The sequence below is a fragment of the Mesorhizobium sp. B2-5-3 genome, from assembly GCF_006441005.1.
GTDB lineage: Bacteria > Pseudomonadota > Alphaproteobacteria > Rhizobiales > Rhizobiaceae > Mesorhizobium.
The window spans coordinates 90467-109392 of record NZ_VFUS01000002.1; the positions used below are offsets into that span (position 1 = coordinate 90467).

Consider the following 18926-nt stretch of genomic DNA (forward strand, 5'->3'; position numbering starts at 1 on the left):
GTGGCCAGCGTCGAACAGGTTCCGTCTCGCAAGGGTCCTTCCCTTGCCGTCCAGGGCGCCATGCTGCTCCTGGTGACGGCTGCCGCCATCGGCATGGGCTGGCTGTCCGGCGGCTATCTCAAGGGTGTGGGGGCACCGGCATCGGTACCCGTCGCGCCGGAAAACGAGGGCAAGGTGCCCAAGCCCGCCGACGCGCAAGAGCCCGGCACGGGACCGTCACTCGTCGCGCTGGCGCCGATCACCACCAACATCGCCTCGCCCGCCGAGACCTGGATCAGGATGGAAGTGTCGGTGGTCTACGACGCGCCGCAGCCGCCGGCAATGTCGGATGAGATCCATCAGGATCTTCTGGCCTTCGTGCGCACCCTGAAGATGCACCAGATAGAAGGCGCCAGCGGCTATCAGCACCTGAAGGCCGATATCGAGGAGCGCGCCTCGATCCGCAGCCAGGGGCATGCCAAGGAGGTACTCATCAGGACGTTGCTGCTCGAATGAAGAAATTTCTTCTCGCCGCGGCGCTGCTCGGCGCCGCCACATCGATCGCGACGGCCCAGCAACTGGACCTCGGCGGCATCGGCAAGGCCGACGGCACCACCGTTGGCTACATCATCCAGATGTTCGGCCTGCTCACCGTGCTTTCGGTGGCGCCGGGCCTGCTGATCATGGTGACAAGCTTCACCCGTTTCGTCATCGCCTTCTCGATCCTGCGCGCCGGCATCGGCCTGCAGTCGACGCCGGCGAACCTTATCCTCATTTCGCTGTCGCTGTTCATGACCTTCTATGTCATGGCGCCGACCTTCGACCAGGCCTGGAATACCGGCGTCAAGCCGCTGATGGACAACCAGATCAGCCAAACCGAGGCTTTCGAGAAGATTTCCGATCCCTTCCGCACCTTCATGCTGCACAATGTGCGCGACAAGGACTTCGACCTGTTCGCCGACCTCGCGCGCGAACGCGGCCAGACCGTTGCGAAGGAAACCGTCGACCTGCGCATCCTGGTGCCCGCCTTCATGATCTCCGAGATCAGGCGCGGCTTCGAGATCGGCTTCCTGATCGTGCTGCCGTTCCTGGTCATCGACCTGATCGTCGCCACCATCACCATGGCGATGGGCATGATGATGCTGCCGCCGACGGTGGTGTCGCTGCCGTTCAAGATCCTGTTCTTCGTGCTGATCGACGGCTGGAACCTGCTTGTCGGCAGCCTGGTGCGCTCCTTCAACTGATCGCGCCCGGCGCCGAACCGCGCCCTCCCGTTTTTTCGACAATATTTTTCGATTAACCGTCCGGTTTAGTCCTTTGGTAGGGACTTGCCGCCATATTCCCCGCAGATGGCGGGTGATCGGGTCTCAGACAGATCATTGGCATGATGCCGCTCCGTCATACCGGCCAATCCGGTATGTCAAAAAACACCTGTAAAAAGTAAGGTACGAGTAGACATGGCCAGTATCATGACCAATGCCTCGGCGCTGACCGCGCTGCAGAGCTTGAACGCCACCAACAAGAACCTCGAAACCACCCAGGCCCGCATCTCGACGGGCTATCGCGTTTCCCAGGCTTCGGACAACGCCGCTTACTGGTCGATCGCCACCACGATGCGTTCCGACAACCAGCAGATGTCGACCGTTTCGGACGCGCTCGGCCTCGGCGCCTCGAAGGTCGATACCGCTTACACCGGCATGAACAGCGCGATCGACACCATCAACCAGATCAAGACCAAGCTGACCGCCTCTTACGGCCAGACGGATGCCGACAAGGAAAAGACCCAGACCGAAATCGCCGCCCTTCAGAAGCAACTGAAGGCCTATGCCGATGGCGCCAGCTTCTCCGGCACCAACATGCTGTCCGTGGACAGCGGCACGGGCACGTCCGTGGCGGACATCAAGATCGTTTCGGCCTTCAACCGTGACGCTTCCGGCGCGGTATCGATCTCGACGATCGACGTCAACGTGGAAAGCACCAAGCTGTACGAGGCGGGTACCACGGCCGGCACCGCGAAGGGCATCCTCGACGCCGCGCGTCTGGGCACCGACGGCAGCGTCACCGCCACGGCGGCTACTCCGGCTGCTGGTGCTACCGTTGCGGCCGGCGACACCTATTCGGTCGCCAGCCTGAAGATCTTCGACTCCGCAACGGGCAAGGGCTTCAGCGACGACCAGATCTCGGGGATGATGAACGTCGTCGACGCTGCGCTCAAGGACATGACGAACGCCGCCACCACGCTCGGCGCCGCCAAGAGCTCCATCGACCTGCAGAAGACCTTCACGCAGAGCCTGATGGACTCCATCGACCGCGGCGTCGGCCAGCTCGTCGATGCCGACATGAACAAGGAATCGACCCGCCTCCAGGCCCTGCAGGTTCAGCAGCAGCTCGGCATCCAGGCGCTGTCGATCGCCAACGGTTCGTCGCAGTCGATCCTGTCGCTCTTCCGCGGCTGATCGCCTTCACCATCCACGAACAGCACCAAGATATCGGGCCGCGCCAAAAGCGCGGCCTGATTGCGTTTGCTCCAGCCCCGCGCAATCCTCGTTCCTTAACTGTCGAAAGCTGACTTTTAACAGGGCGTTAACCATATCGCGCTAGCTATGGTTAACCAATAGCTTACGACAGGTTGTCGAATCGGCCCGACCGGCACGATCGCAGCCGATGGGCAGGCCGACCAGGCCTGTGGGCATGCCGGCTTAGAGAAGGAGCGAGTTTCTTGGCGAGCATCATGACGAACGCTGCGGCGTTGACTGCACTTCAAAGCCTCAACGCCACCAACAAGTCGCTCGAGCAGACACAGGCCCGCGTCTCGACGGGCTATCGCGTCTCCGAGGCCTCCGACAACGCCGCCTACTGGTCGATCGCCACCACCATGCGCTCCGACAACCAGGCGCTCTCGACCGTGCAGGATGCGCTCGGCCTCGGCGCCTCGAAGGTCGACACCGCCTATACCGGCATGAACAATGTGCTGGACACGATCGGCAAGATCAAAACCAAGCTGCTTTCGACCGTCGGCCAGACGGATGCCGCCAAGGCAAAGACGCAGACCGAAATCACGGCGCTTCAGGCGCAGATGAAATCCTTTGCCGACGCCGCCACCTTCTCCGGTTCGAATTTCCTGTCGGTGATCTCCAAGCAGGTGTCGGCCGCCAATGACGGCGTCCAGCCCGACTCCAAGATCGTGTCCTCGTTCAACCGCACCTCGTCCGGCGCCGTCCAGCTCGGGACGATTGACATCGATGTCGAGAGCACCAAGCTTTTCGATTCCGGTCTTGCCGGCGAGGTCAAGAACCAGGGCATTCTCGACCGCAAGACATCGGTCTATTCGACCGCGGCCGCGCAGACCCTGTATGACACCGCCTATGCGGCATCGATCGCGGGTGGATCAACGGATATCGCAGCCAACACCGCCGGCCAGACAGCGGCGGGGGCGGTTACCAAGGTCGACAATATTTCCGCCTACAATCTCGACATCACTGCGGCAGGCGTGACCGACGACATCATCACCCAGATGATCACCAAGATCGACAACGTCATGAGCCAGCTGACCGATTCCGCCACCATCCTCGGTTCGGCCAAGAGCAGCATCGACCTGCAGAAGACCTTCACGCAGAGCCTGATGGACTCCATCGACCGCGGTGTCGGCCAGCTCGTCGACGCCGACATGAACAAGGAATCGACCCGCCTTCAGGCGCTCCAGGTGCAGCAGCAGCTTGGCATCCAGTCGCTGTCGATCGCCAACAGTTCCTCGCAGTCGATCCTGTCGCTGTTCAAGAGCTGACCGCCCACTCGACGTCTTCACCTCAAGGTTGACGGGCCGCGCGCCGAGCGCGGCCCGATTTCATTTTCGCACAAGCTTCGAGGGCTAGTGTTCCAGCGGACAGTCATGCTGGGAGTAGTCGACCGTGCCGGAACAGATCCAGAGCATCATCGCGAATCTCCGCGGGTTTGGCGTGAAGCGCCTGGCCATGCTGGCGGGCATCGCCGCATTGGTGATGAGCGTCATCGGTGTCGCTTCCGTCTATCTCAACCGTCCGGCCTACGACACGCTCTATGTCGGGCTCGACCGCGCCGACGTGAACCAGATCGGCCTCGTGCTGGGCGAGGCCGGCATCGGCTTCGACGTCGGCTCCGACGGAACCTCGGTCCTGGTCCCGGCCGGCACCACCGCGCAGGCCCGCATGCTGCTTGCCGAAAAGGGCCTGCCGACCAGCGCCAATGCCGGCTATGAACTGTTCGACAATGTCGGCTCGCTCGGCCTGACCTCCTTCATGCAGCAGATCACGCGTGTGCGCGCGCTGGAGGGCGAAATATCGCGCACCATCCAGTCGATCGCGGGCGTCAAGGCTGCGCGCGTCCATATCGTTATGTCCGAGCGTGCCAATTTCCGCCGCGACGAGCAGCAGCCCTCCGCGTCGGTCGTCATCCGCTACGCCGGCATCGACGCCGAGAAAAGCGCCATGTCGATCCGCCATCTCGTCGCCGCCGCCGTTCCCGGCCTGTCGGCCGACAAGGTGACGGTGCTCGATTCCAACGGCAATCTGCTGGCGGCGGGAGATGATCCCTCCAACACAAGTGCCGCCCGCACGCTGGGCGTCGAGCAGACCGTCGAGGCGCAGATCGGTGACAACATCCGGCGCGCCCTCACCCCGTATCTTGGCCCGGACAATTTCCGCGCCAGCGTCAAGGCCGACGTCAACACCGATACCCGCCAAACCGAGGAGACGATCTTCGATCCGGAGTCGCGCGTCGAGCGTTCGGTGCAGTCGGTGCGCGCCAACGAGAACAACAACCAGAAGCAGGCCTCCACCCCGGCCAGCGTCGAGCAGAACCTCCCCGAGACGCAGACGACCGCCACCGAGGGTCCGCAATCCTCCTCGCAGAACGACCGCAGGGAAGAGATCACCAACTACGAGATCAACTCCAAGAAGATCGCCACCGTCTCCAACGGCTACAGCGTCACCAAGATGTCTATCGCCGTGGTCGTCAACCAGGATCGGCTGAAGGCGATCCTGGGCAAGGACGCCACGCCCGAACAGATCGCCAAGCGCGTCGCCGACATCCAGAAGATGGTGACCTCTGCCACCGGCTTCGACGACAAGCGCGGCGATGTCATCGACGTCTCGGCGGTCGAGTTCATCGACGGGCTCGACGGCGAGGCGATCCCGCAGGCCGGAATGCTCGATTCCGTCGGCCAGCACGCCGGCACGCTGATCAATGCCGGCGCTTTCATCGTCGTCGTGTTCCTGGTGGCCTTCTTCGGCCTGCGCCCGATGGCGGCGGCCCTGACAGCAAAGGCGACGCCGTCCATAGCGGGTCCCAATTTCGACGAGGTCCAGCGCTCGCTGCCGACGCCGGAGGGCACGGCTTCCGCCGAAGCCGGCTCGGCCGTCGGCGCCTTGCCGGGCGTGCGGGCCGGCTCCACGCCGCTCGACGACCTGCGCCAGAAGATCAGGCCCGCGCCGCAGGAGCGGCTTGCCCGCATGGTCGACCTCAACGAGGAGCGCACAGCGCAGATCCTGCGCAAATGGGCGGCCCAGGAAATCGCGGTGTAGTCCATGCCTTCCCTAGCCCTTTTCGATCTCCTGCCGGATTTCGGCACGCGCCCGCAACGTGTCAGCCAGCCGAAGGCTCCCGCCGACCACGAGCCGGAAGCAGCCGCGCCTCAGGCCGATATCGGCATGCTGATTGCCGAAGCGGTCGCCCAGGCGGAGGCGGCGCTCGGCGAGCGGCTTTCGGCTGCCCACGAAGCAGCGATGGACGCTGAACGCCGGGCGAATGCCGAGGAAGCGAAGGCCTTTCTCGAGAGCTTCGGCGGCGATGTCGGCGAGGCGGTCTCGCTGCGCATTGATGCCATGGAGGCGCGCGTGACGGACCTCGTCGCCGCCACGGTCGCCCGCATCATCGGCGGCATCGTCAGTGACGACCTGCAAAAGCGCTCGCTTGAAGCGCTTGCCGGTGCGGTCCGCGAAGCGGTCGGCGATGGCGAAGCGGTGCGCATAGTCGTTCGCGGCCCGCTTTCCCTTTTCGAAGCGCTGAAGGCGTCGCTCGGAGCGCGCGCCGCCAATCTCGACTTCCTCGAAGCTCCCGGCTTCGATCTCACGGTCTCCATCGACGAAGCGGTGTTCGAGACGCGCATGGCCGAATGGTCGGCAACGCTCTCTCAGGTGTTGGCATGAGCGTCGCCGATGCCGATCAGGCCAGGCACGAGATCATTATCGTGCGTCGCGGCCATGACGACCACGAGGAGGGCCATCACGGTGGCGTCTGGAAGATCGCCTTCGCCGACTTCATGACGGCCATGATGTGCTTCTTCCTGGTCATGTGGCTGATCAACGCCGCCAACGAACAGACCAAGGCGGCGGTCGCCAGCTATTTCAATCCGGTCAAGCTGGTCGACCGCACCTCGAGCCGCAAGGGCCTGGAGGATCTCGGCGACGGTCCGCGCGCCATCGGGCTGACCGCCGACAATCCGGAAGAGGCGGCCACCAAGGCCGGACAGGATGGAGCCGGCGGCGCGGGTTCATCCGATCCCAAAAAGGAAAAGCAGGAGCCGCAGCAGTCGGAGCAGTCCGACGAACACCTGTTCGCCGATCCCTACGCGGTGCTTTCGGAAATCGCCACCAACACCGGCATCATGCAGAACGTCAGCCAGAAGGGCGATGGCGGCGCGCAGAGTGCCGGCCCGGCAACGGGCGCTTCCGGCGGCGCCTCCTATCGTGATCCGTTCGAGCCTGATTTCTGGTCTCAGCAGGTGGCCTCGCCGGGCGCCGAGGCCAGCGCGCAGCGCGCCAGGATCGAAGGTGATCCGGTGAAGCCCGGCGACAAGGCCGCCGAGGCGCAGGTCGCCAAGGTCAAGGCCGTGCCGCCTGCGCCGCCGGTCATCGCGGCGCCGCTTGAACCTCTGGCAAAGGACGGCAAGGCCACAACGGCAATCGCCGAGGCGGGTGATGCGAAAGCCGGCGCTGCCGGGCTCGCGGACGCCAAGGTTGCCGCCGTCGCCGAGGCGGCCAAGCCCGATGCCGGCGAAAAGAAGCCGGGCGCGGCCGCGCTTAAGGCTGCGGCCGATGTCAGGCAGCAGCTGGCCGAGGCCTTCAAACCTGGCGACAAGTTGCACGACGGCGTCTCGGTCGAAGCCACCGACAAGGGCGTCCTCATCTCGATCACCGACCAGCTTGACTTCGGCATGTTCGAGGTCGGCTCCGCGATGCCGCGCCGTGAGCTGGTGCTCGCGATGGAAAAGATCGGCCGCATCGTCAACAGCCAGAAGGGCACGATCAGCATCAACGGCCACACCGACGCGCGGCCGTTCCGCAGCGCCGGCTACGACAATTGGCGGCTGTCGACGGCGCGCGCGCATTCGGCGTACTACATGCTGGTGCGCGGCGGCGTCGACGAGCGCCGCATCACCGAAGTCGCCGGCTTCGCCGACCGCCAGCCGAAGGACCCCGCCGATCCGCTGTCGGCGGTGAACCGCCGCATCGAGATACTGATGGCGACCGGCGGATGAGGCGGGCGGTCTTCACCAGCCGCTTGATGGGCCTTTTGCTGTTGGCCGGCCAGCCTACGGCCGCCCTCGCGCAGGATTCGTTGCAACCCTATCAGCTGGTGCGCTCGCTGCAGCTTATTCAGGACCGTATCGCCGTCGGCGACCACGCCGCGCTGCCGATGCAGTCCAAGCTGCTGGAGATGATCGATACGCGCTTGCGCGAGGCGGACAAGGACGATTTCAGGGATCCGAAGAATTTTCGCGCGCTGCTGGTCTACGGCATGAGCGGCGGCAACCCGGTGACCGTCGAGGCGGCCGTGTCGCGCGCCACCGCCGATGCGCGGGACCTAGCCCTTGCCAGGGGCGTCATCGATTACCTGAACGGCCGCCCCGGCGAGGCCATCGAAGCCTTGAAGCCGGTCGATCCGATGGCGGAGCCCAGCGACCTCGCCGCCTTCCTTGCCCTGGTCAAGGGTTCGCTGCTCGCCAGCGACCAGCCGGCCGCGGCGCTGGTGCTGCTCGACGAGGCGAAATTGCTCGGCCCCGGGACACTGGTCGAGGAGGCGGCATTGCGCCGCTCGGTCGGCATTGCGGTCGCGCAGCGCGACGCGGCGCGCTTTGCGCTTGCCTCCACACAATATGTCGAGCGCTATCTCTATTCGCCCTATGCCAGCCAGTTCGCCGACTCCTTCGTCTCGGGCGTGATTGAGCTGCACATGTCGATCAGCCAGGACAAATTGGCCGATATCACCTCAATGATGGATCCCGAGCGCGAGAAGGTCATTTATCTGCGCATCGCCCGCCGCGCCGCGATCGACGGCCTGAACGAACTGTCCGCCTTCGCCTCGGCGCGGGCCGAGCAAGGCCGCGACGGCAACACCAATCAGGGCGATCCGCGCGCCCTGCTCTACTCAAGCCTGTCCACCGTGACATCGGGTACCATCGAGGACGTGCGCGCCAAGCTGGGCAAGATCGACCGCAGCCGGCTGTCGGACGGCGACCGCGCGCTGCTCGACGCCGCCGAGGCCATCGCCGGCGAAGTGGTGGCGCCGCCCGCTTCCCTTCCGACCGCCAGCCCGGCACCTGCAGAGGTCATACCATCGCACGAGCCCGAGCCTGCCGCCGCGCAGTCCACCGACGCCGCCGGATTGCCGCCCGTCGAGGGTGCTGTCTCCGAACAGCCGGCCGTCGCGCCATCCGGCGACACAGTGGCAGCTGCGCCGAACCCGCCGGCTCCGGGCGATGCGGCAACTGTCCTGCCGGCATCGGCGCCGGCGGCCGCGGCCAGCACCGACACGTCAGACCCGACCGATGCCGCGATGGTCAAAACCCGTCGACAGCTCGACCTGATCGACCAGATGCTTGGAGCCGCTCCGAAATGACCCCCAGCCTCGGTCCGGCGCTGCCGGGAATCACCACCGCGCGCACGACGGCGGAACAGCCGGCGGCGACCGGAAAGAATGACGACACGGGTTTCGGCAAGATGCTGGACGACAAGGCCGGCCCGGCCCACCCGGACAAGCATCCGGCAGCCGGGGCCGAATCGCGCGATGAGCGCTGGAGCAGGCTTGCCGCCGGTCCTGCCGGGCAGAAGGACGAGCCACTGCCGGCTGGCAAGGCAAGGATCCCATCCAGCGGAATGCTGGCCGCGAAAGCAGCCAGGGACGACAAGACCGCCGAGACGGACAAGGACGCCGATGGCGCAGCGGCCGAGACAGGTACGACGCCGCTCGAGGACCATCTGCCGTTGCTGATCGCGTTCCATGACCTGCGCCATTTCTCGACATCGGCCAGACCGGCCGATACGAGCGAAACCGGACAGGAACCGGCGCTCGACGGGCAGTTCCTGCCGAAGGCCTACCGGCCGAAATCCGCCGCCGGGCATGATGACCTCGAACCGATGTCGAAGCCCGAGCGGACATCGCTCGTCGATGGGGCGCTGACCAAGCTCGATGGCCAGACCGTCAACGACGCCGCCGGCACGCCAAAACGCGATAATACGATCGCGGCCGGGCCGCTGCCCCAGACGGCGCCGGCCGAAGTGCCGGGCGTGGATCCGAAGCACGCGGCACCGCAGCTGAGGTCCATCGCCGATGTTCAGTCCTCGTTGCGGTCCGAGCCCGGAAAACAACCTTCGGCGGCAGGACGCATCGACGTGGTTTCCGAGCGCAGCTTCCCTGCCCCGCCGCAGGCGCCGATGAGCCAGGCCGCCCTCAATGTGATCGGCGCCATAACAGCCGATGGTGGCCCGAAAACGACGCTTTCGACACACTCCGCAACTGCGCAACTGACAGGCCCTGTTGCCGCCGCGACACATGTGTTGAAGATCGAACTTCATCCGGCCGAACTTGGCATGGTCACCGCCAATCTTCGCCTCTCCGGAGAACAACTTTCGATTGAGTTGAAGCCTCAAACACATGACGCCTACCACCGGCTGTCCTCTGATAGCGATGCCATCGTCAAGTCCCTGCGCGGACTCGGCTTCGAGGTTGACAAGGTCACGATACTACAACCTTCGGTAGCGGCCCCCGCAACGACCCGCACTGATGCGACCGCATCCTTGCAGACGGCGGCGGGCCGCGACCAGTCGTCCTTTCAACCCGGGAATTCCGGCGGCGGCAACAGCGGCGCCGGCGGCCAGCAACCGGGCCAGCAATCCGCCGGAAGACACAATGATGACGCGCAAGCACACGGCCGCCCCGCTTCGCCTTCTCGCGAGCGCGCTGGCGGCGATATCTTTATCTAGTCTTGCGAGCGCCGCCGCTGCCGCCGCCAATGCTTGCGAACCGGAGATCCTGCGCGCCGCCGACCGCTACGGCGTGCCGGCTGGCATCCTCTATGCCGTCGGCTTGACCGAGACCGGGAAGAAGGGCAGCTTGCAGCCCAATGCATTGAATATAGAAGGAAAAGCGGTCTTCCCGACAAGCCGCGCCGAAGCTCTTGCCACCTTCGCCAATGCCCGACGCGAAGGCAAGACGCTGATTGATCTCGGCTGCATGCAAATCAATCACCGCTACCACGGCGCGCATTTTCGCAGCGTCGAGGACATGCTAGATCCGCGTCAGAATGTCGACTATGCGGCGCGTTTCCTGGCCAGCCTTCATGCCCGTCACGTGACCTGGTCGATGGCTGTCGCCCGCTATCACGCGGGGCCCGACAACGACCCGGCGCAGAAGGTCTATGTCTGCCGCGTGATATCAAACATGGTGGCCACAGGCTTCGGCAAATGGACCGGCAACGCTCGCACGTTCTGCAATCCATGAGTGTATTGTTGCATCTCATGCAATCGGTCGCAAAGTCTCGGCGTTGCGCTTCGACTTGGCCGGGACTTGGAGCACGAAGCATATCTCACCCCACGCTAATGCAACCGATGCGATTCCGGACTCCCAAGAAACTAGTTACAAGAAATGACGGTTGTTCAGGATTCCTGCCAGCGGATACGGCTTTCCCCACGGGGCAGATGAGCTGATTCGGAGGCGGGGCCGATGATCGTTATCGTTGACGAGCGAGAGCTCGTGACAGACGGATACAATTCACTTTTTGACCGCGAGGGCATCGCCTGCGCGGGCTTCGCTTCCGGCGAATTCGGCGAGTGGGTGAACTCGGCCGCCGATGCCGATCTGCGCTCGGTCCGGGCCTTCCTCATCGGCGACTGCCGCGAAGGCGCGATCTCTCCGCGCCAGATCCGCGACCGCACCGGAGCCCCGGTGATTGCTCTCAGCGAGCAGCATTCGCTGGAGAACACGTTGCGGCTGTTCGAGAGCGGTGTCGATGACGTCATCCGCAAGCCGGTCCATATCCGCGAGATCCTGGCCCGCATAACAGCCATCCGCCGCCGCGCCAACGAGGATGCCGCCTTTACCGAGATCGGCGCCATGCGCATCTTCATGGATGGCCGCGACCCTGAAATCAATGGCCAGCCGCTTCCCTTGCCGCGCCGTGAGCGCCGCATTCTCGAATATTTGGCAAGCAATCGCGGCCGCCGCGTCACCAAGACCCAAGTATTCAACGCCATCTACGGCATCTTCGACGAAGAGGTCGAGGAGAACGTGGTGGAAAGCCACATCAGCAAGCTGCGCAAGAAGCTGCGCGAGAAGCTGGGCACCGATCCGATCGATTCCAAGCGCTTCCTCGGTTACCGGCTGGTGTTCTGATGCACCGCCGCGCCAGCCTCGCGCAAGACAGGACGCGTAGCCTCGCTGCCAATGGCATGGACATTGCGGAGACATTTCGATGAGCCTCTACGGGATGATGCGGACCGGCGTTTCCGGCATGAACGCGCAGGCCAACCGTCTGTCGACGACAGCCGACAACATCGCCAATTCCGATACCACCGGCTACAAGCGGTCCTCCGCCGAATTTTCAACGCTGGTCATGCCCTCGACGGGCGGCGCCTATAATTCCGGCGGCATCACCACCACGATCCGGCAGGCGGTCAGCGATCCCGGCGTGCTCCAATACACTACCTCTGTCTCCGATCTTGCCGTCAGCGGCGACGGCTTCTTTGTCGTCCAGGACCCGAGCGGCACGCCTTTCCTGACCCGCGCCGGCGCCTTCGTTCCCGATGGGCAGGGCAGGCTGGTCAACTCGGCCGGCTTCCAGCTGATGGCCTACAGCTACGAAAATGGCGTGCCGGCGGCGACGGTGAACGGTTTTGAAGGATTGGTCCCGGTCGTCATCTCCGACCAGGGAATGACCGCGACCCCGAGCACCGAGGGTCTCTACAGCGGCAACCTGCCCGCAGGCGCGACGCCAGTCGCGGCCGGCAACCTGCCCACCACCAATGCCGCAGGCGCGCAGTACACCTCGAAATCCTCGATGGTCGCCTATGACAATCTCGGCAACAAGAAGCTGCTCGACGTCTATTTCACCAACACCGGCGCCGGCACCTGGCAGGTGTCGGTCTTCGACCAGTCGAAGGCGACCGCCGGAACGTCATTCCCCTACACCGGCGGCGCGCTTGGCTCGGCCAACCTGACCTTCGACACGACCACGGGCAAGCTCACCGGCGCCGTCGACAGCGTCTCGCTCACCGTGCCCAACGGCAGCACCTTTTCACTGGATCTGTCGGCATTGACTCAGCTCGGCACCGGCTTCACGGTTTCGGACGCTCAGGTCAACGGCAACGCGCCGAGCACCATCGACAAGGTGCAGATCAGCAAGGACGGCACCATCTACGCCCAGTACAAGGACGGCTCCACCAAGCCGCTCTACAAGATCCCGCTGGCCGATGTGCAGAGTCCCGACCAGCTCACCGCGCTGCCCGGCAATGTGTACTCGCAGGGCACCGAATCCGGCGCGGTCCGCGTCGGCTTTGCCAATGAAGGCAAGCTCGGCTCCATCATCTCCGGCGCGCTCGAGAATTCGAACGTCGATATCGCCGAGGAACTGACCAACATGATCGCGGCGCAGCGCAGCTACACCGCCAATTCGAAAGTCTTCCAGACGGGTTCCGACCTGATGGACGTCCTTGTCAACCTGAAGAGATAAAACCGGGCAACGCCCGTGAAAGACCCGCATGTCGCTTTCCACCGCATTGAGCATCGCCCAATCGGCGCTTATGAACACCGCTCGGCAGACCAGCGTTGTCTCGCGCAACGTCGCCGACGCTTCCAATCCGGACTATACGCGCCGTATCGCCGTCGTCACCAGCACGGCGCCGGGCGCGCGCTCGGTTGATATCCAGCGCGTAGCCAACGACCTGCTCTTCCGCCAGAATCTCAGCGCCCTGTCGGCATACAGCGGCCAGAACGCGCTCTATAGCGGCCTGGATCAGCTGGATGTTTCGGTCAATGGCGTCGACAATGCGTCCTCTCCCTCGACCGCGATCGGCAATTTGCAGCAGGCGCTGCAGCTCTATGCCACCTCGCCGTCCAACCAGAATCTCGGCTCCAGCGTTATCGACGCGGCTAAGCAGGTCGTGCGCTCCCTGAACGAAGGCTCCAGGGCCATTCAGGACTTTCGCACCCAGACCGACGGCCAGATCGCCACGGCGGTAGACGATCTCAACTCGCTGCTCAGCCAATTCCAGGACGCCAACCAGGCTGTCATATCAGGCACGCGCTCCGGCACCGACGTTTCCGATGCGCTGGACCAGCGCGACGCGCTTTTGAAGAAGATCTCGGACTATGTTCCGGTCTCCACCTTCACGCGCGGCGACAATGACATGGTCATCACCACGGGTGACGGCACGACGCTGTTCGAAACCATCCCGCGAACGGTCAGCTTCGCCCCATCCTCCGGCTACAGCGCCGGTACCGTCGGCAATGCCCTCTACATCGACAATGTGCCGATCTCGGCGGGAACCGGCGGCAACACCAGCGCCAGCGGCAAGCTTGCCGGTTTGCTGCAATTGCGCGATGGCGTAGCCTCGACCATGCAGAGCCAGCTCGACGAGACCGCGCGCGGCCTGATCACGGCCTTCGCCGAGACCGCGCCGTCAATGCCCAACGCCGCCGGGCTGTTCACCTGGTCTGGCGCGCCGGCGGTGCCGGCCGCTGGCACGCTGGTCAATGGCCTTGCCGGCACGATCAGCGTCAATGCCGCCATGGATCCAAGCGCCGGCGGCAATCCGGCACTGCTGCGCGACGGCGGCGCCAACGGCGCGGCCTATGTCGTCAACACTGGCGGCGCCTCTTATTCCAGCCTTCTGGTCGCGTATGGCGACCGGCTCGATCAGCCGATGACATTCGACCCCGCCGCCGGGATTTCGGCGACGTCGAGCGTTGCCGACTATGCCGCCAATTCGATCGGTTGGCTCCAGGGCGTGCGCCAGCAGGCTTCGACCGCAGCCGACGCCAAGCAAGCCCTGGCATCGCGCAGCGCCGAGGCGCTGTCCAACGCGACCGGCGTCAATGTCGACCAGGAAATGTCGCTGCTTCTCGATCTCGAACACACCTATCAGGCATCGGCCCGAATGATGAAAACCGTCGACGACATGTTGGCGGCTCTGCTCAGCGCGGTGGGATAATCCATGACCTCAGTCTCTTCGGCCGCTCTCTCGAACGCCATGCGCTATCAGCAGATGCGCATGCAGGCCGAGCTCGTCAAAGCCACGAAGGAGTCCTCGACCGGCAGGGTCGCCGATGTCGGCCTGGCGCTGGGCGGACGCACCGCCCAGTCCGTCACCTTCTCGCGCGATCTCGACCGGCTCAATGTCATTATCGATTCCAACGGCCTGGTGGCCGCCCGGCTCTCCTCGACGCAGACCTCGCTCGGCCAGCTCTCCAGCGTCGCGCAGACCTTGCTGTCGAGCCTGACCACCTCAACGTCGGGCGATTCTTCCGCCAACCTCACCCAGTCGGCCGGCAAGACGGCCGTCCAGCAGCTCGCCTCGATCCTCAACACCAGCGTCAACGGCGAGTATCTGTTTGCCGGCACCAACACCGACGTCAAGCCGATCAACGATTTCACAGCGGCCGGATCACCCGCCAAGGCTGCCTTCGACGCCTCCTTTGTCGCCAATTTCGGTTTCACGCCGGATGACCCCGCCGCGGCAAACATCACCGCGGCCCAGATGGACGATTTCATCACCAACGACGTCGAGCCGCAGTTCTTCGGTTCGGGCTGGCAGGCCAACTGGTCGAACGCCACCGACCAGCAGATCGTCAGCCGCATCGCGCTCAACGAAACCACCGCGACCTCGACCAGCGCCAACAGCGACGGCATCAAGAAGCTCGCCATGGCGGCGGCCATGGTCTCCAGCCTGATGTCGACCAACATCAGCCAGGCGGCGAAGGACACCATCGTCGGCCGCTCGCAGTCGCTGGTCGGCGAAGCGCTGAGCGGCATCGGCCAGGTTCAGTCCGAAACCGGCATCGTCCAGAAGCGCGTGTCCGACGCTGTCGACCGCATGAAGACGCAGGTCGACCTGTTCGAGCGCCACATTCTCGATCTTGAAGCGGTCGACCCGGCCGAAGCCGCGACCCGCGTCGCCGACCTGACGCAGCACATCGAGACCTCCTTCGCATTGACGGCGCGGCTCCAGCAGCTCAGCCTGTTGAATTACCTGACCTGACAACTCTGAACCGGAACGGTAGAGCCAACGATGTACCAATTCTCCTACGCCGACATCCAGAGCACCTCTGTCGCCGATGCGAAGGACCGTGAACGGGAGCTGTTGACCCGCTCGATCGACATGCTGGCGGCGGCCGCCGCCCTTGGCCCCGCTTCGATGGAGGCAGTGGAGGCGCTGCATTTCACCAACCGCGTCTGGACCGCCTTTGTCGAGGATCTCGGCTCCAACGACAACGCGCTTCCCAAGGAACTGCGCGCCAACCTGATTTCGATCGGCCTTTGGCTGCTGCGCGAGGCGGAAGACATCCGCCAGGGCCGCACCCAGAATTTCGAGGGACTGATCGAGGTATCCCAGATCATCCGCGACGGCATTCAATGACCAACACGCTGAAGATATCGCTGAAGCCGAACGAGAAGATCTACATCAACGGTGCCGTCATCCGCGTCGACCGCAAGGTCACCGTCGAACTGATGAACGACGTGCAGTTCCTGCTCGAAAGCCATGTGATCCAGGCCGATGACGCCTCGACGCCGCTCAAGCAGCTGTATTTCATCCTCCAGGTGATGCTCATGAATCCGGCCGGCGCCGGCGAGGCGCGCGAAATGTTCCGCCGCTCCCTGCCGCTGCTGCTTGCAAGTTTCGAGGACGCCGAGATCGGCAGTGCGCTGAAACAGATCGACCGCATGGTCGGCGAGGACCACATCTACGAGGCGCTAAAGGCGATCCGGTCGCTCTATCCGCTCGAACGCCGCGCGCTGGGCGGCAATGACGACGTTCCGGGCGCCTCGCGTCCGCTGGCTGTGGGAGCACGCTGATGACCGTGGACATGACGACGACGATACCGGTTGGCACTAATCAGGCCAGCCAGCAGACCTCAAAGACCGCTGTCGACTACCAGTCCTTCCTGAAGCTTCTGATCGCCGAGATGAAGAACCAGGATCCGACCAAGCCGATGGATTCGACACAGTACGTCGCCCAGCTCGCCACCTTCTCGCAGGTCGAGCAGTCTGTGCAGACCAATACCAAGCTGGACCAGATCATGCAGTCCTCGGCGCTGTCGCAGGCCGATGCGCTGATCGGGCGCTCGATAACGTCCGCCGACGGCAAGACGACGGGCACCGTCGCGTCCGTGCGCCTTGCCAGCAGCGGCCTCATCGCCGTGCTGGGCAACGGCACCGAGATCGCGGTCGGCCCCGGCGTCTCGGTCAAGGCGGCAAGCTGACGGCTCCGGCGGGCCGATCCCATGAACGAGGCCGACGCACTCGACATCGTCCAGTACGCGGTGTGGACGGTGCTGACCGCATCCGCGCCGGTGGTGCTGGTCGCCATGGCGGTGGGTATCGGCATCGCCTTGATCCAGGCCCTGACGCAGGTCCAGGAGATCACCTTGACATTCGTGCCGAAGATCGTCGCCATCATGCTCGTGGCGGCGCTGACCGGTCCCTTCATCGGCAGCCAGATATCGGCCTTCACCAACGTCGTCTTCGAGCGCATTGAAAACGGGTTCTAGCCGCAGCTTGCGGCGAGCCGGCCCGTTCTGTCCCGACGACTTACCGGCAGCAGCCTGCTGTCGCCGATGCGGACCGTGTATGGCATAGGGCTGCATCCGCGGCGCGGCGTCGAAGCAAAGCCGCACGGTTGCGTGGTCCTCCTCTATCCCCTTGTTGGACCATGATCTTTTTTTCGAGACGGTCGCTCTTTGCGGCACGATGCCATAGTTTCGGCAAACCATCCGGGGAAACGGATCACCGCAACGATCGGCAAGCCATGGCAGGGCCTTTCCTATGATTGACGAAAAGCCGGAGAGCGAGAGCGTTTCGGCGCTGGCGCCGTTCCGGCACGGCATCTTCCGCGCCGTGTGGTCGGCCAGCCTCGTGTCGAATTTCGGCGGCCTCATCCAGGGCGTCGGCGCCGCCTGGATGATGACCACGATCGCCACCTCGCCCTATCAGGTCGCGCTGGTGCAGGCCTCGACCACCTTGCCGATCATGCTGTTCGCGCTCGTCGCCGGCGCCATCGCCGACAGCTTCGACCGGCGCAAGGTTATGCTGGTCGCCCAGACCTTCATGCTGGTCGTCTCGGTGCTTCTGACCCTGTTCACCTATTCCGGCTTGATGACGCCGTGGACGCTGCTTGCCTTCACCTTCCTGATCGACAGCGGCACGGCCCTGAACAGCCCGTCCTGGCAAGCCTCCGTCGGCGACATCGTGCCCCGCAACAAGGTGCCGGCCGCCGTCGCGTTGAACTCGATGGGCTTCAACCTGACCCGCAGCGTCGGTCCGGCGATCGGCGGCATCATCGTCGCCGCAGCCGGGGCGGCGGCCGCCTTCGCGGCCAACGCGGTGAGCTATATCGGTCTCATCGTCGTGCTGGCGCGCTGGAAGCCGCAGGTTCAGCCATCGACGCTGCCGCGCGAATCGCTTGGCGCGGCCATGGGCGCAGGCCTGCGCTATGTCGCCATGTCGCCCAACATCGGCAAGGTGCTGGTCAGGGGCTCCGCCTTCGGCTTCAGCGCCGGCGCGGTGCTGGCGCTCCTGCCGCTGGTGGCGCGCGACGTCGTCAAGGGCGACGCCCTGACCTACGGCATCATGCTGGGCGCCTTCGGCATCGGCGCGGTCGGCGGCGCGCTGATCAGCGTGCGGCTGCGCCAGCTTTTGTCCAGCGAGACCATGGTGCGCTCGGCCTTCGCCGGCTTCGCCGTCTGCGCCTTCAATGCCGCCGTCAGCCACAACGCCTGGCAGACATCGCTCGGCCTGCTGGTCGGCGGCGCGTGCTGGGTGATCGCGCTTTCGCACTTCAACGTCACCGTGCAGATGGCAACGCCGCGCTGGGTCGTCGGCCGGGTGCTGTCGGTCTATCAGACCGCGACCTTCGGCGGCATCGCGCTCGGCAGCTGGATCTGGGGCATCGTCGCCGACGCGCATGGCGCCGGGACAGCGCTGATCGCGGCGGCCATCGCCATGCTGGCTGGCGGCGCCATCGGCCTCGTGCTGCCGCTGCCGCAGCAGCAGGTGCTGAACCTCGATCCGCTCAACCGCTTCAAGGAGCCGCACCTCGCGCTCGACCTGAAGCCGCGCAGCGGCCCCATCGCCATCATGATCGAATACATCATCCGCGACGAGGACGTGCCGGAGTTCCTCGCCACCATGGCCGAGCGCGGCCGCATCCGCCGCCGCGACGGTGCCCGCAACTGGACGCTGGCGCGCGATCTCGAAAATCCGGCGATCTGGATCGAGCACTACCACACGCCGACCTGGCTCGAATATGTCAGGCACAACGGCCGCATCACCCAAGCCGACGCCATGGTCGGCGAGCGCCTGCGGGCACTGCACAGCGGCGACGAGCCGCCGCGGGTGCGCCGCGTGATCGAGCGCCCGACAACCGCGGGCACGGCGCTGGTCATGGCAAAGGGGCCGATCGAGCATTAGGAGTGCAGGA

General features: G+C 64.7%; 19 protein-coding genes. All 19 read left to right on the plus strand.

Translation table 11 applies throughout. The features are described from left to right. The 19 genes from FJ867_RS05040 to FJ867_RS05130 all read left to right on the plus strand — a co-directional run bounded on the left by FJ867_RS05040 (position 1) and on the right by FJ867_RS05130 (position 18916). Positions 1 to 495, plus strand: coding sequence for a flagellar basal body-associated FliL family protein (locus tag FJ867_RS05040; protein ID WP_140556614.1), 495 nt, complete (start codon positions 1 to 3; stop codon positions 493 to 495). After that, complete coding sequence (gene fliP, locus FJ867_RS05045; protein WP_140513640.1) at positions 492 to 1223, plus strand: flagellar type III secretion system pore protein FliP; 732 nt, start codon at positions 492 to 494, stop codon at positions 1221 to 1223. Before FJ867_RS05040 ends, fliP begins: the two co-directional genes overlap by 4 nt. Before the next feature lie 213 nt (positions 1224 to 1436). Then, positions 1437 to 2435 (plus strand): flagellin, encoded by a 999-nt coding sequence (locus FJ867_RS05050; protein WP_140496221.1) that lies wholly within the window; start codon positions 1437 to 1439, stop codon positions 2433 to 2435. Positions 2436 to 2698: 263 nt separating this feature from the next. Then, positions 2699 to 3763 carry a flagellin gene (locus tag FJ867_RS05055; RefSeq protein WP_140513641.1) on the plus strand — a complete coding sequence of 355 codons (1065 nt, stop codon included), beginning with the start codon at positions 2699 to 2701 and terminating at the stop codon, positions 3761 to 3763. A 124-nt stretch (positions 3764 to 3887) separates the two neighbouring features. After that, complete coding sequence (fliF, locus tag FJ867_RS05060) at positions 3888 to 5537, plus strand: flagellar basal-body MS-ring/collar protein FliF (RefSeq protein WP_140556612.1); 1650 nt, start codon at positions 3888 to 3890, stop codon at positions 5535 to 5537. Between the two features lie 3 nt (positions 5538 to 5540). Then, a complete protein-coding gene (locus tag FJ867_RS05065; protein ID WP_140556610.1) occupies positions 5541 to 6161 on the plus strand; it encodes a hypothetical protein in 621 nt (206 codons plus the stop codon). Then, positions 6158 to 7492, plus strand: coding sequence for a MotB family protein (locus tag FJ867_RS05070; protein ID WP_140556609.1), 1335 nt, complete (start codon positions 6158 to 6160; stop codon positions 7490 to 7492). Before FJ867_RS05065 ends, FJ867_RS05070 begins: the two co-directional genes overlap by 4 nt. Next, entirely contained in the window at positions 7489 to 8853 is a 1365-nt protein-coding gene (locus tag FJ867_RS05075; protein WP_140556607.1) for a chemotaxis protein MotC, read from the plus strand. Before FJ867_RS05070 ends, FJ867_RS05075 begins: the two co-directional genes overlap by 4 nt. Before the next feature lie 365 nt (positions 8854 to 9218). Next, on the plus strand, positions 9219 to 10217 hold the full coding sequence (locus FJ867_RS05080) for a flagellar hook-length control protein FliK (RefSeq protein ID WP_246674986.1): 999 nt from the start codon (positions 9219 to 9221) through the stop codon (positions 10215 to 10217). Next, on the plus strand, positions 10147 to 10734 hold the full coding sequence (locus tag FJ867_RS05085; protein WP_181168329.1) for a transglycosylase SLT domain-containing protein: 588 nt from the start codon (positions 10147 to 10149) through the stop codon (positions 10732 to 10734). The genes FJ867_RS05080 and FJ867_RS05085 overlap by 71 nt, the downstream gene beginning before the upstream one ends. Before the next feature lie 222 nt (positions 10735 to 10956). Then, complete coding sequence (locus FJ867_RS05090; protein WP_140496228.1) at positions 10957 to 11625, plus strand: response regulator transcription factor; 669 nt, start codon at positions 10957 to 10959, stop codon at positions 11623 to 11625. A gap of 79 nt (positions 11626 to 11704) precedes the next feature. Further along, complete coding sequence (locus FJ867_RS05095; protein ID WP_140522332.1) at positions 11705 to 12961, plus strand: flagellar hook protein FlgE; 1257 nt, start codon at positions 11705 to 11707, stop codon at positions 12959 to 12961. Positions 12962 to 12989: 28 nt separating this feature from the next. Next, complete coding sequence (gene flgK / locus FJ867_RS05100) at positions 12990 to 14441, plus strand: flagellar hook-associated protein FlgK (protein ID WP_140522334.1); 1452 nt, start codon at positions 12990 to 12992, stop codon at positions 14439 to 14441. A 3-nt stretch (positions 14442 to 14444) separates the two neighbouring features. After that, positions 14445 to 15488: a flagellar hook-associated family protein gene (locus FJ867_RS05105; protein ID WP_140496231.1), complete on the plus strand. Its 1044-nt coding sequence runs from the start codon at positions 14445 to 14447 to the stop codon at positions 15486 to 15488. A gap of 30 nt (positions 15489 to 15518) precedes the next feature. Continuing rightward, on the plus strand, positions 15519 to 15866 hold the full coding sequence (gene flaF / locus FJ867_RS05110) for a flagellar biosynthesis regulator FlaF (RefSeq protein ID WP_140496232.1): 348 nt from the start codon (positions 15519 to 15521) through the stop codon (positions 15864 to 15866). Continuing rightward, on the plus strand, positions 15863 to 16303 hold the full coding sequence (gene flbT, locus FJ867_RS05115; RefSeq protein WP_140496233.1) for a flagellar biosynthesis repressor FlbT: 441 nt from the start codon (positions 15863 to 15865) through the stop codon (positions 16301 to 16303). The genes flaF and flbT overlap by 4 nt, the downstream gene beginning before the upstream one ends. After that, positions 16303 to 16710: a flagellar hook assembly protein FlgD gene (gene flgD / locus FJ867_RS05120; protein WP_140513649.1), complete on the plus strand. Its 408-nt coding sequence runs from the start codon at positions 16303 to 16305 to the stop codon at positions 16708 to 16710. Before flbT ends, flgD begins: the two co-directional genes overlap by 1 nt. 21 nt (positions 16711 to 16731) lie before the next feature. Continuing rightward, complete coding sequence (gene fliQ, locus FJ867_RS05125) at positions 16732 to 16998, plus strand: flagellar biosynthesis protein FliQ (protein ID WP_140496235.1); 267 nt, start codon at positions 16732 to 16734, stop codon at positions 16996 to 16998. A 274-nt stretch (positions 16999 to 17272) separates the two neighbouring features. Beyond that, positions 17273 to 18916: an MFS transporter gene (locus FJ867_RS05130; RefSeq protein ID WP_140522340.1), complete on the plus strand. Its 1644-nt coding sequence runs from the start codon at positions 17273 to 17275 to the stop codon at positions 18914 to 18916. Positions 18917 to 18926: the final 10 nt, after the last annotated feature.

Bases quoted from the DNA above. Each gene is read 5' to 3' on its own strand.
- FJ867_RS05095 (WP_140522332.1), top strand. From the start codon at position 11,705: ATGAGCCTCTACGGGATGATGCGGACCGGCGTTTCCGGCATGAACGCG.
- FJ867_RS05130 (WP_140522340.1), top strand. From the start codon at position 17,273: ATGATTGACGAAAAGCCGGAGAGCGAGAGCGTTTCGGCGCTGGCGCCG.
- flbT (WP_140496233.1), top strand. From the start codon at position 15,863: ATGACCAACACGCTGAAGATATCGCTGAAGCCGAACGAGAAGATCTAC.
- fliP (WP_140513640.1), top strand. From the start codon at position 492: ATGAAGAAATTTCTTCTCGCCGCGGCGCTGCTCGGCGCCGCCACATCG.
- fliQ (WP_140496235.1), top strand. From the start codon at position 16,732: ATGAACGAGGCCGACGCACTCGACATCGTCCAGTACGCGGTGTGGACG.
- flaF (WP_140496232.1), top strand. From the start codon at position 15,519: ATGTACCAATTCTCCTACGCCGACATCCAGAGCACCTCTGTCGCCGAT.
- FJ867_RS05050 (WP_140496221.1), top strand. From the start codon at position 1,437: ATGGCCAGTATCATGACCAATGCCTCGGCGCTGACCGCGCTGCAGAGC.
- flgD (WP_140513649.1), top strand. From the start codon at position 16,303: ATGACCGTGGACATGACGACGACGATACCGGTTGGCACTAATCAGGCC.
- FJ867_RS05090 (WP_140496228.1), top strand. From the start codon at position 10,957: ATGATCGTTATCGTTGACGAGCGAGAGCTCGTGACAGACGGATACAAT.
- FJ867_RS05105 (WP_140496231.1), top strand. From the start codon at position 14,445: ATGACCTCAGTCTCTTCGGCCGCTCTCTCGAACGCCATGCGCTATCAG.
- FJ867_RS05065 (WP_140556610.1), top strand. From the start codon at position 5,541: ATGCCTTCCCTAGCCCTTTTCGATCTCCTGCCGGATTTCGGCACGCGC.
- FJ867_RS05075 (WP_140556607.1), top strand. From the start codon at position 7,489: ATGAGGCGGGCGGTCTTCACCAGCCGCTTGATGGGCCTTTTGCTGTTG.
- flgK (WP_140522334.1), top strand. From the start codon at position 12,990: ATGTCGCTTTCCACCGCATTGAGCATCGCCCAATCGGCGCTTATGAAC.
- FJ867_RS05070 (WP_140556609.1), top strand. From the start codon at position 6,158: ATGAGCGTCGCCGATGCCGATCAGGCCAGGCACGAGATCATTATCGTG.
- FJ867_RS05085 (WP_181168329.1), top strand. From the start codon at position 10,147: ATGACGCGCAAGCACACGGCCGCCCCGCTTCGCCTTCTCGCGAGCGCG.